The sequence below is a fragment of the Nocardia sp. NPDC019395 genome (assembly GCF_040632335.1).
Classification (GTDB): domain Bacteria; phylum Actinomycetota; class Actinomycetes; order Mycobacteriales; family Mycobacteriaceae; genus Nocardia.
This window is the reverse complement of record NZ_JBEYBT010000003.1, coordinates 152,511-168,092: the sequence shown is the minus strand read 5'-3', so window position 1 is coordinate 168,092 and position 15,582 is coordinate 152,511. Positions and strand designations below refer to the sequence as shown.

At 69.0% G+C, this 15,582-nt stretch carries 2 protein-coding genes (1 of these 2 cut by a window edge); both read right to left on the bottom strand.

Features of this window, described 5'->3' with window-relative positions; translation table 11 throughout:
• Positions 1-877 carry the 5' portion of an SDR family NAD(P)-dependent oxidoreductase gene (locus tag ABZ827_RS11805; protein ID WP_357236132.1) on the bottom strand. Its footprint begins 9,992 nt before the window's first position, so 877 of the gene's 10,869 nt are visible here — the first part of the coding sequence; its start codon is at positions 875-877; its stop codon lies beyond the left edge, outside the window.
• Entirely contained in the window at positions 874-15,582 is a 14,709-nt protein-coding gene (locus tag ABZ827_RS11800) for an SDR family NAD(P)-dependent oxidoreductase (RefSeq protein WP_357236131.1), read from the bottom strand. Before ABZ827_RS11800 ends, ABZ827_RS11805 begins: the two co-directional genes overlap by 4 nt.

Genomic DNA, 15,582 nt, shown 5'->3' with positions numbered 1-15,582 from the left:
CGTCGTGTCCCAATCGCCGTGCGTCCGAGAGCCGTTCGACGACCAGGATCCCGAGCCCCTCGGACAGGCCGGTCCCGTCCGCGGCCGCCGCGAACGCCTTGCACCGCGCATCCGCCGACAATGCTTGCTGACGCGCGAAGCCGATCAGATGGGACGGGTCCGACATCACGGTCACACCACTCACCAGAGCCAGCGATGTCTCGCCTCGCCGCAGCGCCTGGCAGGCCAGATGCAACGCCACCAGCGACGACGAGCACGCGGTGTCCACGGACAACGTGGGGCCCTTGAATCCGAACTGGTAAGAGACCCGGCCGGACAGCACACAGCTCGACACGCCCAGAACGGCATGCCCTTCGGCCTCCGCCGTCAGCGCCGGGGAGCCGATACGAGGACCGTAGTTCTGGTGGAAGACACCCGCGAAGACGCCGGTATCGCTGCCTCGCAACGACTTCGGGTCGATTCCCGCATCCTCGAGGGCTTCCCAGGAAGCCTCCAGCATCAGGCGTTGTTGCGGATCCATCGACGCGGCCTCGCGCGGGCCGATTCCGAAGAAACCCGCATCGAATTCGGGCGCCGAATGGATGAACCCGCCCTCGCGCGTGTAAATCGTGCCGGGCACACCGGGATCGGGGTCGAAGAGCGTTTCCAGTTCCCACCCGCGGTCGACGGGAAAGCCGCCGACCGCATCGGCCCCGGAGGCCACCAAGTCCCACAACTGCGCTGGCGATTCCACCCCGCCGGGAAAGCGGCAGCTCATCCCGACGATCGCGATCGGCTCGCGCGCGCCCTCTTCCAATTCCTGGATGCGCTTGTTGGCGGTCCGCAGATCCCCGGTGACTTTGCGCAGATACCGGGTGAGCTTTTCCTCGTTGCTCATGAGCGACCGAACTCCTCATCAATCAGATCGAACAGCTCGTCGGGGGAATGCGTGGCGAGGTCGGCGTATTCGTCCTCATCGCCGCGCCACCTCCCGCCGAGGTGGGACCGAAGCTGGTCGCCGATACCGAGCAGCGCGGTGACCGTGGCATCGTCATCTCCCGCCCCGGCCAGGACCCGATCGACCATCGCCGCCAGATGGGCGATGTCGTCGGATGTGGTGCCCGCCGCCGCAGCCGGCGAGACGGCCACCGCCGGGGCCAATCGCTCGTACAGATAACCGGCCAGTTCGGGAGCGGTCGGGTAGTCGAAGACGAGCGTCACCGGAACCTGGAGGCCAGTGGCTTTCGACAGCCGGTTGCGTAGCTCCACACCCGACAGCGAGTCGAGACCGATCTCGTCGAATCCCTTGTCGGGCTCGATATCTCCGGCCGACGAGTAGCCCAGTACGGCCGCCACCTGTTCCAGAACGAAGTCCACGACGGCCTGCTCGCGTTCGGCTTCCGGTACCAGGCCCAGCTCGAACCCGCGCGAGCGCTTGTCGCTCTCCGTATTCCGCTCCGAGTGCCGCACCAGCCCTCGCAATATCGCGGGGACCGGGTCGGGCAGCGCGGTCCGGTCGAACCGCGCTGCGACCAGCGCGGACTCCTGATCCGCCAGTGCCGCGTCGAACAGCGCCAGACCGTCCCGTTCACCCAGCGCGACGATCCCCTCCCGCCGCAACCGGACCAGGTCGGCCTCGCCGAGTGCACCGGTCAGCCCGCTGCGCTGTTGCCACAGACCCCACGCCACCGACGTCGCGGGCAGACCGCTCAGATGCCGGTGGTGTGCCAGCGCGTCGAGGAAGACGTTGGCAGCGGCGTAATTCGCTTGTCCCCGAGTGCCGATCACGCCCGCGACCGAGGAGTAGAGCACGAACTGCGACAGATCCAGATCCCGGGTCGCCTCGTGCAGATTCCATGCCGCGTCGACCTTCGGGCGCAGCGTCGTCGCGAGCTGCTGCGGTGTCATATCGGCGAGCAGACTGTCGGCCAGCGCGCCCGCCGTGTGGACGACGCCGGTGAGCGGGTGCTCCGGTGCGATATTCGCCAGCAGTTTGTCGAGCGCCTCCCGATCGGCCACATCGCAGGCGACCACGTCCACCTGCGCGCCCAGCGCCGTCAATTCCTCCGTCAGGCCGGCGGCACCGTCGGCGGCGGGACCGCGCCTGCTCGCGAGCACCAGCCGCCGCACACCGTGCTCGACGACGAGATGGCGGGCCGCCATCGCGCCCAGAACACCGGTACCGCCGGTGATCAGCACCGTGCCGTCGGGGCGCAGCGGAGTCGGGATGGTGAGCACGTTGCGACCGATATGCTTGCCCTCGCCCACGAAACGGAACGCCTCCGGCGCCTGCCGCAGATCCCATCCGGTGATCGGAGGCGGTGCCAGCACCCCGGCGTCGAACAATACGACCAGGGCGCTCATGATCTCACGCAATCGATCGAGCCCGATCTCGTCGAGATGGAAGTAGCGGTAGTGCACGCCCGGATGCTGCTCGGCGACCTCACCGGGATCGCGCCGATCGGTGGCAACCATCTCGAGGAAGCGGCCACCGCGTGGCAGCAATCTCATCGAGGCGTCGACGAATTCGCCTTCCAGCGAATCGAGCACGATATCGGCACCGCGGCCACCGGTGACCTCGAGGAACTTCCGCTCGAAGTCGAGAGTGCGCGAGTCGCCGATGACCGCATTGTCGAACCCCATGCCGCGCAACACATCCCATTTGGAACGGTCGGCGGTGACCAGCAGCCGCAAGCCGAGATGACGCGCCAGTTGCACGGCGGCCGTGCCGACACCGCCGGTGGCGACATGCAGCAGCAACGTCTCCCCCGGGCGGGCGTCGGCGAGGTCCACGAGGCTGTAGTACGCGGTAATGAACACGACGGGCACGGCGGCCGCCTGCGCGAACGACCATCCCCGCGGGATCGGCGCCAGCCGCCTGCTGTCGGTCACGACGACCGAACCGATGCCCTCGATCATCCCGAAAACCCGGTCGCCGATGACGAATTCGGTGACATCCGGCGCCACCTCCAGCACCACGCCCGCCCCCTCCATGCCGATGGCGGCGTCGGGGTTCGGGTACATGCCCAACGTGATCAGTGCGTCCCGGAAGTTGACGCCCGTGGCGCGAAGGCCGAGGCGAACCTGACCGGGCCCGAGCTCCCGCACGGCGGCGGGGGTTTCGACCAGAGCGAAGTTGTCACCGGTCAAGGAGCCCTTGCCGAGCTGACGCAACGCCCACGCCGGGGCTCGCAGCACGTCACCGCCTACCACCGCGTCGCCGTGGTCGGATGTCAGCCGGGGCACATAGGGCACGCCGTCGCGCAGCGCGACCTGGGGCTCGTCCGCCAATGCCAGGGCCGTGGCAACGGCATCGCGACAGTCGTCCCAGCGGTCCACATCCACCACGGTGATCCGGTCGGGATGTTCGTTCTGTCCGCTGCGCACCAGGCCCCACGCCGCCGCGCCGACCAGGTCCACTGGCTCGCCCGCGGCCGTCGCGACCGCACCTTCGGTGACCACGACGATGCGCTGATCCTGGGCCAGCAGTTCCTTGCCGCGCGCCACTACCGCGGCCAGCCGGGTCTGCACCGCATCGGGCACGTCCGCCGCCGTGGTGCTGCTCACGAGACCATCGAGTCGAATCACGGTCGCGGGCCGGTCGCCGACGGTCACCGTCTCGCCGTCGCCGGTGCTCGCCCAGCGCGTGGCCGCGGCCACGTCGTCGGGATTCGGCGTGGGCAGCGGAACCCAGCGCAGACGGTAGGCACCCTCCGGCGCCGCCGCGCCCACCGCGCCGATCGAGATCGGACGCAGGGTCAGTGCCGCGATCTCGGCGATCGGCGCGTCCTGGGCGTCGGTGAGCGTGAGGGTGATTCGCTGGTCCTGCGGGTCGGTCCCGGCCGGCGCCACTCGGACCCGGGCCGACGCCGCCCCGGGCGCATCCACGGTGACGTTCTCCCACGAATAGGGGACGAGAATCTCGCCGGGCGCGGCGGGCCCGCTCATCCCACCGAGGCCGATCGTGTGCAGTGCCGCGTCCAGCAGTGCCGGATGCATCCCGAACCGGTCCGCCGACTGCGCCTGCTCCGGTAGGGCGACCTCCGCGAAGAGCTCGTCGCCACGGCGCCACAACGCGGTCAGGCCCTGGAACATCGGCCCGTAGTCGTAACCGCGCTCGGCCAGCTCGGCGTAGGCATCGCCGAGCTGCACCGGCAGCGCTCCGACGGGTGGCCAGCTCGCCGCATCGGCCCCGACCAGCTCGGGGGGCGAAAGCGGCGAGGCGACAACGGTTCCCGTGGCATGGCGGACCCACTCCGAACGCGGTGTGCTCGACGATCCCGGATCACCCTGGTCCGATTCGCCGTCGCTCTGCGGGCGCGAATACACCGAAACGGCTCGTGCCCCCGCATCATCGGGTGCGGCCGCCATCACTCGCAGTTCGACGGCGCCATCGACCGGTAGGACAAGCGGCGCGGCCACGACCAGCTCGGCCAGCCGGGGACATCCGGCCATCGTCCCGGCATGCAATGCCAACTCGACGAAGGCCGTACCCGGCAGCAGGGCCGCTCCGTTTATCGCGTGGTCGGCCAGCCACGGGTGATCCGCCAGCGACAGACGGCCGGTCAGCACCACCGCTTCGGAGTCCGGCATCCAGATGGCCGCACCCAGCAGCGGATGCTTCGCCTCGCCCAGCCCCGACTGACGCACATCCCGGGCGGTGCTCGGCTGCAACCAATACCGTTTGTGCTGGAAGGCGTACGTCGGCAGATCCACCCGGGCGACGGGGCGGGGCGTGCCGAGCGACCGTGTCTCGACCGGAGCCAACGCGTCGGCCGCCACATCGACGCCGACACAGTAGGCCTGCGCCAACGCGGTGGTGACCCGCAGCGGATCTCCCTGATCGCGCCTCAGTGTGCTCAGCACGGCCACCCGATCGGCCAGGCCCAGCTCTCCCGCCGTCGCCTCGATTCCCATCGTCAGCACCGGATGCGGGCTCACCTCGATGAAGGCATTCGTCCCCGCGCGCTGCAACGCCGCCACCGACTCCGCGAACCGGACCTGCTCCCGCAACCCCCGGTACCAATACCCGGCATCCAAGGTGGCCGTATCCACGTAATCGCCCGTGACCGTCGAGAAGAACGGCACCGAACCCGCCACCGGCACAATCGACTCCAGTTCCGCCAGCACCCGGTCCCGAACGGCCTCCACCGCCGCGGAATGCGAGGCGTAATCCACCGGAATCCGTTTGGCCCACACACCATCGGCCGCACACCCCGCCAGGAACTCCTCGAGGGCCGCCACTTCACCCGACACCACAATCTGGCCGGGACCGTTGACCGCCGCCACCGACAGCCGGCCCCCGAATTCCTCCAGCCGCTCGGCAACCACCTCGGCGGCCGCGCTCACCGAGGCCATCCCGCCGTGACCCGCGAGGTCTTGTGCCACGACGAGAGAACGCAGCGCGACGACTCGCGCGCCGTCCGACAGCGACAACCCACCCGCGACCACAGCCGCCGCGATCTCACCCTGCGAATGCCCCACCACCACCGACGGCTCCACACCCACCGCACGCCACACCCGCGCCAACGACACCATCACCGCGAACAACACCGGCTGAACAACATCCACCCGATCCAACGACACAGCCCCCGGCCCACCACGCAAAACCTCCGCCAAAGACCACTCCACAAACGGCGCCAACGCCGCCTCACACTCCGCCACCGACTCCGCGAACACCCCGTTCGCGGCCAACAACCCCGCCCCCATCCCCACCCACTGACTCCCCTGCCCCGGAAAAACAAACGCCACCCGACGCGGCACCACACGACCCGACACCACCTCGGCGGATCCGTCGAGCGACGGTGCCTCCGACTCGATCAATCCGGCCAGGCCCGCCGTCAATCCGGCGCGATCGCGCCCCACAACCGCGCCTCGCCACTCCAACTGCGACCGGTGACGCAGCAGCGAATGCGCCACATCCGCCGCGTCCGCGTCCGGGTGCGTGCGCGACCACCGCTCGAGCTGAACAGCCTGCTGCCGCAATGCCTCCGGACTCACCGCCGACAACATCCACGACATGGCGTCCGAATCGCCATGGCCCGAATCGTTCGCGGGAACCGGGGATTCGGCGCGTGATGGGTGCGGCGCCTCCTCCAGGATGGCGTGGGCGTTGGTGCCGCTGACACCGAACGAGGACACGCCCGCGCGACGAGCACGCCCGTTGCGCGGCCACGGCCGCGACTCGGTCAGCAACTCCACCTCGCCGGCCGACCAGTCCACCTTCGGGCTCGGCTCGTCCACGTGCAAGGTTTTCGGCAGCGTCTCGTGCCGCAACGACAGCACCATCTTCATGACACCGCCCACACCCGCCGCGGCCGTGGTGTGCCCGATATTCGACTTCAACGACCCGAGCCACAGCGGCCCACTCGATCGCCCTTGCCCGTAGGTTGCGATCAGGGCCTGCGCCTCGATCGGATCACCCAGCGGCGTTCCCGTCCCGTGTGCCTCCACCGCGTCGATATCGGCCGGATCCAGCCCCGCGTTCGCCAACGCCGTGGTGATCACCCGCTCCTGCGAGGGACCATTCGGTGCCGACAAACCGTTGCTCGCCCCGTCCTGGTTGATCGCGCTGCCCCGGACCACCGCCAGGACGGGGTGGCCCGCGCGTTGCGCGTCCGACAGGCGCTCGAGCACGAGCATGCCGACGCCCTCGGAGAATGCGGTGCCATCCGCCGTGGCCGCGAACGACTTGCAGCGCCCCTCGCGCGATATGCCGCGCTGCCGTGCGAAATCGATGGAGAGATAGGGATCGGCGTAGATGGTCGCCCCGCCGGTCAAGGCCAGCGAGGTCTCTCCCTGCCGCAGTGCCTGACAGGCCAGGTGCAAGGCGACCAGCGACGATGAGCACGCGGTGTCCACGGTGACCGAAGGTCCTTCGATACCGAAGACATACGACAGCCGTCCCGACGTCACACTGCCCTGCGTGCCGGTGAGCCGATGGCCCTCGAACTCGGGGGTGACCCGGTTGAAATAGCCCGAGTAGCACGCGCCCACGAACACCCCGGCATCGGTGCCGCGCAGAGCGACCGGGTCGATACCCGCGTTTTCCAATGCCTCCCACGATGATTCGAGCAAATGCCGCTGCTGCGGGTCCATCGCCGATGCTTCGCGCGGACTGATTCCGAAGAACCCGGCATCGAAATCACCGGCACCGTCGAGGAAGCCGGCGCGACGACTGTAGACGGTGCCCGGCTTGTCGGGGTCCTCGTCGAACAGACGCTCCAGATCCCAGCCGCGATCCGACGGATACTCACTGGTCGCGTCGATTCCCCCGGCGAGCAGGTCCCACAACTCGTCCGGCGACGTCACCCCGCCGGGGAACCGGCAGCCCATCCCCACGATGGCGATCGGCTCGTCGGTCCGGGTCCGGCGCGTCACCTTCTTGACCGGCTCGCTCACGGTCTTCGGCTCCACCTTCGACAGCACCAGCTTCGCCACCGCCCCGGGGGTCGGATAGTCGAACACCAGTGTCGACGGCAGCTGGATACCGGTGGCCTTGTTCAGCCGGTTCCGGAATTCCACCCCGCCCAGGGAATCGAAACCGATCTCGTCGAAGCGCCGGTCGGGCCGGATATCGGCCGCCGAATCATGTCCCAGCACCGCCGCGGCCTGCGCCAGCACCACCTCCGACACCACGTCGGCACGCCGGGCCTCGGGCACCTGGGCCAACCGCTCGGCCAGCGCCCCGGCCGCGGGTTTGCTCGCGGCCTTCGCCGGGCGGGCCGACCGCGGTACGAAACCGCGCAAGACGGCCGGAACCGCATCGAGATCCGACATGCGCCGCAATACGCTCGCGTCGAACCGGATCGCGGCCGGGCGCTCCTGCGAACCGGCGATCGCTTCGTCGAACAACCGCAGCCCCTCGGCATCACCGAGCCGGCCCAGTCCCAGCCGTTCCCACCGTGCCAGCGCGGTGCTGTCCAGTTCCCCGGTCATTCCGCTGCCGGAGTTCCACGGCCCCCATGCCAGCGACACCGCGGCCGATCCTGCCGCGCGGCGCCGCTGCACCACACCGTCCAGGAAACCGTTGGCCGCGGCGTAATTGCCCTGCCCGGCCGAACCCAGCACCCCTGCCATCGACGAGAAGACCACGAACGCCGATATGTCGCGGTCGCGAGTCAGCTCGTCCAGATACCACGCGCCGTCCACCTTCGGCGCCAGCACCCGGTCCACCTGTTCACTCGTCAGCGACTCCACGGTGCCGTCGTCGATAACACCCGCCGTATGCACCACAGCGGTCACACCACCGTCGGAATCCATGGCGTCCAACAGATCCCGCACCGCGTCACGGTCGCTGACATCACACGCGACCACCCGGACATCGGCGCCCGCCCGGCCCAGTTCCGCGGCGAGCTCGCGCGCCCCCGGCGCCTCGGGACCCCGCCGCGAGGACAGCACCAACCTGCGCACGCCGTATTCGGTGACCAGGTGCCGGGCGAACAGCGCACCGAGCCCACCGGTGCCACCGGTGATCAAGACCGCGCCGTCACCGAAAGCCGAAGCCGCGCCGGTGTCGCGCACCTCGCCGGTCTTCGGTGTCCGGGTCAGCCTGGGAACCAGAACTCCCGCACCCCGCACCGCGGCCTGCGGCTCACCCGAGGCCAGCACCGCCGCGATCCGATCGGCGTTCACCGGTTCGGCCGGATCCTCGTCCAGGAGAACGAACCGCCCCGGATTCTCCGACTGCGCACTGCGGACCAACCCCCACGCCGCGGCCGCCGACACATCCGGCACCTCGCCGGGCAGCCCCGCCCCACCGGTGGTGAGTACCACCATCCGGACATCGGACAGTCGCTCCTCGGCAAGCCACGATTTCACCGTCGCCAGCGTGCTGTGCACGGCGGCCCGCACCACTGCCGGATCATCCGCCGCCTGTCCCGGGACGCGCCACACCACGGCTTCCGGAAGCTGTTCCGCCGCAACGAGTTCGGCGACGGAATCGAACGCCGCGCCGATTCTCGGCAACTCCGAATCCGCGAGTACGGCCATCGACGGCGCCGGCGATCCGGCCGGCGCTGCCGTGATGGGCTCCCATTGCACCTGGTAGAGACCTGCCGCGTCGTCGGACAAACCGCGCCGGAATTCCTTGGCATCGTTGCGGCGCATCATGACGGCGTCGACCGACAGGATCGGGTTGCCGTTCATATCGACGGCCGCGACGGCGATGGTGTTCACGCCGGCCTTCACCGCGATGACCCGCAGCGCCGTCACCTTCGTGGGCACCGGCGCGTGAAAACGCGCACCGCCCCACTGGAACAGCAACCACCCGGAGTCCGGGTCGGGGTCCGCGGCACGAAATACCAAGCGGGACAGCCCGGCATGCACGACCAGCTCCATCAAGGCGGGATGCACACCGTGCCCGGACTCCGGTGCCGCGTCGGTGTCGAGCACGACCTCGGAGTAGACCGTGTCGCCACGCTGCCATACCACCGGCACACCGATGAACGCCGGACCGTACTCGAGTCCGGTGTCCTCGGTGATCTGCGCCGGAAGGGTCGATCGATCCACGTCCACGAGTTCGGCGTCGGCCGGCGGCCACTGCTGGTCTCGCAGCTGTGACACCAACGCCGAATCGACGGCCGGCTCCGCCGCGAACACACCGGTCGCATTGCGGACCCATCCCTCGTCGGAGGAATTCCGATAGAAGAATTCGAACGATCGCCGCCCGGACTCGTCGGCGGACTGCACCAGCACCTGGATATCGACCGGGTCCGCACCGGGCCGGATCGGCGCCTGCACCATGACTTCCTCGACCACCTCGCAGCCGATCCCGCGACCGGCGGCGAGCAGGAACTCGAGTAACAGCACGCCCGGCACCACCACTACGCCATAGGCCATGTGGTCGGCGATCCATGGGTGCGTACGCAACGAGAACCGGCCGGTGAACAACCATTCGCCGGTATCGGCGAGCTCGGTCACACCCGTCAGAATCGGATGACCTCCGGAATTGCCGGCGGCCGCGTCGACCGGCTGCAGCCAGTACCGCCGGTGCTGGAAGGCATAGCTGGGCAAGGAAACCCGCTGCGCACCGCGACCGGCCGACAGGGGGCGCAAGTCCACACTCACACCTGCCACATGGGCCTGTGCCAGCGCGGATACGAACTGGGTCGGCTCGTCGGCGGAACGCCGGGCCGCGGCGACGACCGTGGACGCCGCCTCCAGATCCGGGGTCTCGGCCAGGCACTGCCGGGTCATCGCGGACAACACGGCATCGGGCCCGATCTCCACGAACCGTCGCACCCCTGCCGCCACCGCGGTCTCGACACCCGGCGCGAACCGGACACAGCCACGCACCTGGTCGGCCCAATAATCCGGATCGGTCACCTCGGCGCCGGCCAGGACGCCCGACACATTCGACACGATCGGAACGGCCGGCGGGTGGTAGGTCAACCCTGCTGCCACACTGCGGAATTCGTCGAGCATCGGCTCGATCAATGCCGAGTGGAACGCATGACTGACCCGCAGCCGGGAGGTCTTGACTCCATCGCCGGCCAGCTTCTCCTCGATCTCGGCTACCGCCGGGGCCTCACCGGACAGGACCACCGACGACGGACCGTTCACCGCGCCCATCGATACCCGGCCCCGGAACTCGGTCAGCATCCCGGCCGCGCGCTCCTCGGATACCGCCACCGCGAGCATCGCCCCGCCCTCGGGCAGCGCGCCCATCAGCCGCCCGCGTGCCACCACCAGGGTGCACGCATCCGCCAGCGACCACACCCCCGACACACAGGCGGCGACCAACTCACCGATCGAATGGCCGATCAGCACATCCGGTGCCATACCGAAGGACTCCACCAACCGGAACAGCGCCACTTCGAAGGCGAACAGCGCGGGCTGCGTGAACTCCGTGCGGTCCAGCAGTGCCGCGTTCTCCTCATCGAACATCAGGTCTTTCAGCGACCGGCCGAGCAGCGGATCGATCTCGGTGCACACCTGATCCAATGCCGCCGCGAACACCGGAAACGCGCGATACAGCCGCGCGCCCATCCCGGCTCGCTGCGCACCCTGACCGGTGAACAGGAACGCCGTCTTCCCCGGGGTCACCTGCCCCTCGAGGACCGGCGATGCCGCCTCGCCCGAGGCAAGAGCGGCGAGGCCGGCCAGTACCTGTTCCCGGTCGTGGCCGATGACCGCACCACGCCGATCGAAATGTCCGCGGGCCGCGACCGAGGAATACGCGATATCTGCGATATCGACATCGGGCCGGTCGAGTATCCACTGCCGCAACCGATCCGCCTGTGCCCGCAGCGCCTCGTCGGATTTGGCCGACACCAGAACAGGAACCACATCGGTTGCCACCGGGGCGGCGGCTGCCGCCGGCGACGGTACGGCGGCCGGCGCTTCCTCGAGGATCACATGCGCGTTGGTGCCGCTGATCCCGAACGACGACACACCCGCACGCCGCACCCGATCGGTGACGGGCCAGGGCTCGGCCTCGGTCAGCAACCGCACCGACCCCGCCGACCAATCCACATGCGGTGTCGGAGCATCCACATGCAATGTCTTCGGCAGAGTTTCGTGCCGCAGGGCGGCCACCATCTTGATGACACCGCCGATACCGGCCGCGGCGACCGCGTGACCGATATTCGACTTCACCGACCCGATCCGCAACGGCTCCGGCCGGTCCTGGCCATAGGTGGCGATCAATGCCCGCGCCTCGATCGGATCACCCAATGCCGTTCCGGTGCCGTGCGCTTCGACGGCGTCCACATCCGCCGCCCGGAGCCCGGCATCGGCCAGCGCCTGCGCGATCACCCGCTCCTGCGATGGACCGTTCGGCGCGGTCAGGCCATTGCTCGCGCCGTCCTGATTGATCGCGCTGCCGCGCACCACCCCGAGAATGTCGTGCCCCAGCCGCTGTGCGTCCGACAGCCGCTCGACCACGAGCACCCCGACGCCCTCCGACCACGTCACCCCGTCGGCAGCGGCGGCGAACGCCTTGGATCGCCCGTCCGGCGCCAGCCCCCGCTGTCGCGCGAAATCCACGTACAGGCTCGGACTCGCCGACACGCTCACACCGCCCGCCAGCGCCAGCGACGCCTCCCCCTGACGCAGTGCCTGGCAGGCCAGATGCAACGCGACCAGCGACGACGAACACGCGGTATCGACCGTGACCGCCGGGCCCTCCAAGCCGAAAACATAAGAGACACGGCCGGATACCACACTGTGTGATGTCCCGGTCAACCGGAAAGCTTCGTATTCACCGACGACGCCGCGCGAATACCCCGACGAACAGGCGCCGACGTATACGCCGGTATCGGTGCCGCGCAGTGACGCGGGGTCGATGCCCGCATCCTCGAGAGCCTCCCAGGCGACCTCCAGCATCAGCCGCTGCTGCGGATCCATCGCCGCCGCCTCGCGCGGTCCCACGCCGAAGAAACCGGCATCGAAACCGCCCGCGTCATCGAGGAAGCCGCCCTCCCGGGTGTACACGGTTCCGGGCTGATCCGGGTCCGCATCGAACAGCCGTTCCAGGTCCCAGCCTCGATCCGACGGAAACGGCGTGATCACGTCCCGTCCCGCGGCGACGAGCTCCCAGAGATCCTCGGCTGATCCGACACCACCTGGGAATCGACAGCCGATACCGACAATGGCGATCGGCTCATCGGAGACGGCCCGGCGTGACACTCGCGGCAGATCGGGGTCGATCCCTTCCAGATGTGCGCGCACCAGCCGCGCCACCGCCCTCGGTGTCGGGTGGTCGAAGATCAGCGTCGCCGGCAGCGGCACACCGCTGGCCGATGCCAGGGTGCTGCGAAACTGTTGTCCGCTCACCGAATCGAACCCGGCGGCGGTGAACGGCAGATCGGGTGCGACGGCATCGGCCGAATCATGGCCGAGCACCGCGGCGGCTTGTTCGGCCACGACCTCGAGCACGAGAGCGTCGCGGTCACGCTCGGCCGCCGCGAACAACCGCGGCGCCAGCGGGCCCTCCACCACGGCCCGCCTGCTCCGGACCGGGGACTCGGTGGGCTGCGGAGCCGGAAGCGGCTCCACGTCATCCAGCGTCCAGCACTGCCGCCGCTGGAACGCGTACGTCGGCAGTTCCACCCGCTGTGCCGGCGGGGTCAACAGCTCCGGTGCCACATCGATACCCACGCAGTAGGCATGTGCCAAGGCCGCGGCGAACTGCTGCCGGCCGCCGTGGTCGCGCCGCAGCGTGCCGACGACCGCGACCCGATCCGCCATCCCCATCGAATCCGCCGTCAGTTCGATCGCCGCCGACACCACCGGATGCGGGCTCGTCTCCACGAACGCATTCGTCCCCGATTCGAGCAAAGTCTCGATCGCGGCGGCGAAGCGCACCTGCTCACGCAGCCCCCGGTACCAATACCCGGCATCCAGCTCGGCGGTATCCATGAAATCCCCGGTCACTGTCGAGATGAACGGCACCGAACCCGCTACCGGCACAATCGACTCCAGCTCCGCGAGCACCCGATCGCGAACGGCCTCCACCGCCGCGGAATGCGAGGCGTAATCCACCGGAATCCGTTTGGCCCACACACCATCGGCCGCACACCCCGCCAGAAACTCGTCGAGGGCCGCCACTTCACCCGATACCACAACCTGCCCGGGGCCATTGACCGCCGCCACCGACAGCCGGGCCCCGAAACCCGCCAGCCGCTCGGCAACCACCTCCGCCGTCGCACCGATCGACGCCATGCCACCCGAACCCGCCAGCACCTCGGCGACGGCGCGCGACCGCACTGCCACAATGCGCGCGCCATCCGACAGCGACAACCCACCCGCGACCACAGCCGCCGCGATCTCACCCTGCGAATGCCCCACCACCACCGACGGCTCCACACCCACCGCACGCCACACCCGCGCCAACGACACCATCACCGCGAACAACACCGGCTGAACAACATCCACCCGATCCAACGACACAGCCCCAGACCCACCACGCAAAACCTCGGCCAAAGACCAATCCACAAACGGCGCCAACGCCGCCTCACACTCCGCCACCGACTCCGCGAACACCCCACCCCCAGCCAACAACCCCGCACCCATCCCCACCCACTGACTCCCCTGCCCCGGAAAAACAAACGCCACCCGACGCGGCACCACACGCCCCGACACCACGGCAGCGTCGTCAGAGGTCTGCGCCGCCGGATCGGCCAGCGCGGCCAGCGCGGCACTCATCGCGTCGGCGTCGTACCCGATCACCGCGCCCCGCCAGTCCAGCGCCGTACGGGAACGGAGGAGCGAATACGCCATATCGGCGGCAGCATCGGCCGGATGTCCGGCCAGCCACTCTTGCAATCGAACAGCCTGCTGCCGCAGCGCTTCCGGGCTCCGCGCGGACAACATCCAGGTCACCGGGTGGTCGGCGGCGGCCACACGCGCATTACCCGCGACCGGCGCCGGCGCCTCCTCCAGAATCACATGTGCGTTCGTCCCACCCATTCCGAACGACGACACGCCCGCGCGGCGCTGTGTCGCGGACGGCCACTGCTCCGTCACGGTCTGCACCCGCAACCGCAGCGCTTCGAGCGGAATGCGCGGATTGGCGGTGTGAAAGTTCAAGCTGGGCGCCAGTTCCCGATGCCGCAGGCTCAGCACGGTCTTGATCAGGCCCGCGATGCCGGCGGCACCCTCCAGATGCCCGATATTCGTCTTGACCGAACCGACGGCCAGCGGCATGTTCTCGGACCGTCCCGCGCCATAGATCTCGCCGAGGGCCCGCGCTTCCACCGGATCGCCCGCGGGCGTGCCGGTTCCGTGCAGTTCCACATAATCCACCGACGCGGGTTCCACATCGGCGGCCGCCAGCGCGGCCCTGATCACCGCGGTCTGCGCGGACACGCTGGGCGCGCTCAGCACTTGACGCTCGTTGCCGCTGTTGAGAGCACTGCCGCGGATCACCGCGTAGATCCGGTCACCGTCGGCGATCGCGCGGGCCAAAGGCTTGAGTACGACGATCCCGCCGCCTTCGCCGCGAACCGTTCCGTCCGCACGTTCGTCGAAGGTGTAGCACCGTCCCGATGGTGAGTGCGCGCCGAACTGCTCGTAACGCTCACCGCCCAGCGGCGACAGGATGAGATTCAGCCCGCCCGCCAATGCCACATCACACTCGCCGCCGCGCAACGATTCACACGCCAGGTGCACCGCCACCAGCGACGAGGACTGCCCGCTGTCCACGACGATGCTCGGACCGGTGAATCCGTAGTAATTCGAAATCCGGTTGGCGGCGACTCCGCGCCCGATGCCCGATAGCGAATGCCGGCCGGGCTTACCCCGCGCCGCCTCGATTTCGGCGAAATCGGTTCCGGTGCTGCCCAGGAACACACCCGCGCGAGCACCGCCGCGGTCGCGGTAGCCCGCGTCCTCGAGGGCCTCCCAGCTCAGCTCGAGACCGAGCAGCTGCTGCGGATCGATCGCACGTGCCTCATTCGGCGCCACCCCGAAGAAGTCGGCGTCGAATTCCGATGCCGAAGCCAGGAATCCGGCCTTCTCCTCGATTCGGGGACGGTCTGCGGGAGCGGAGCCGATGGCCTCGCGCCCATCGCGCAGCAACCGCCAGAAGCTGTCGAGATCGGAAGCGCCCGGCATCCGGCACGACATTCCGACAATGGCGATCTCATTCGCGTCGACCAT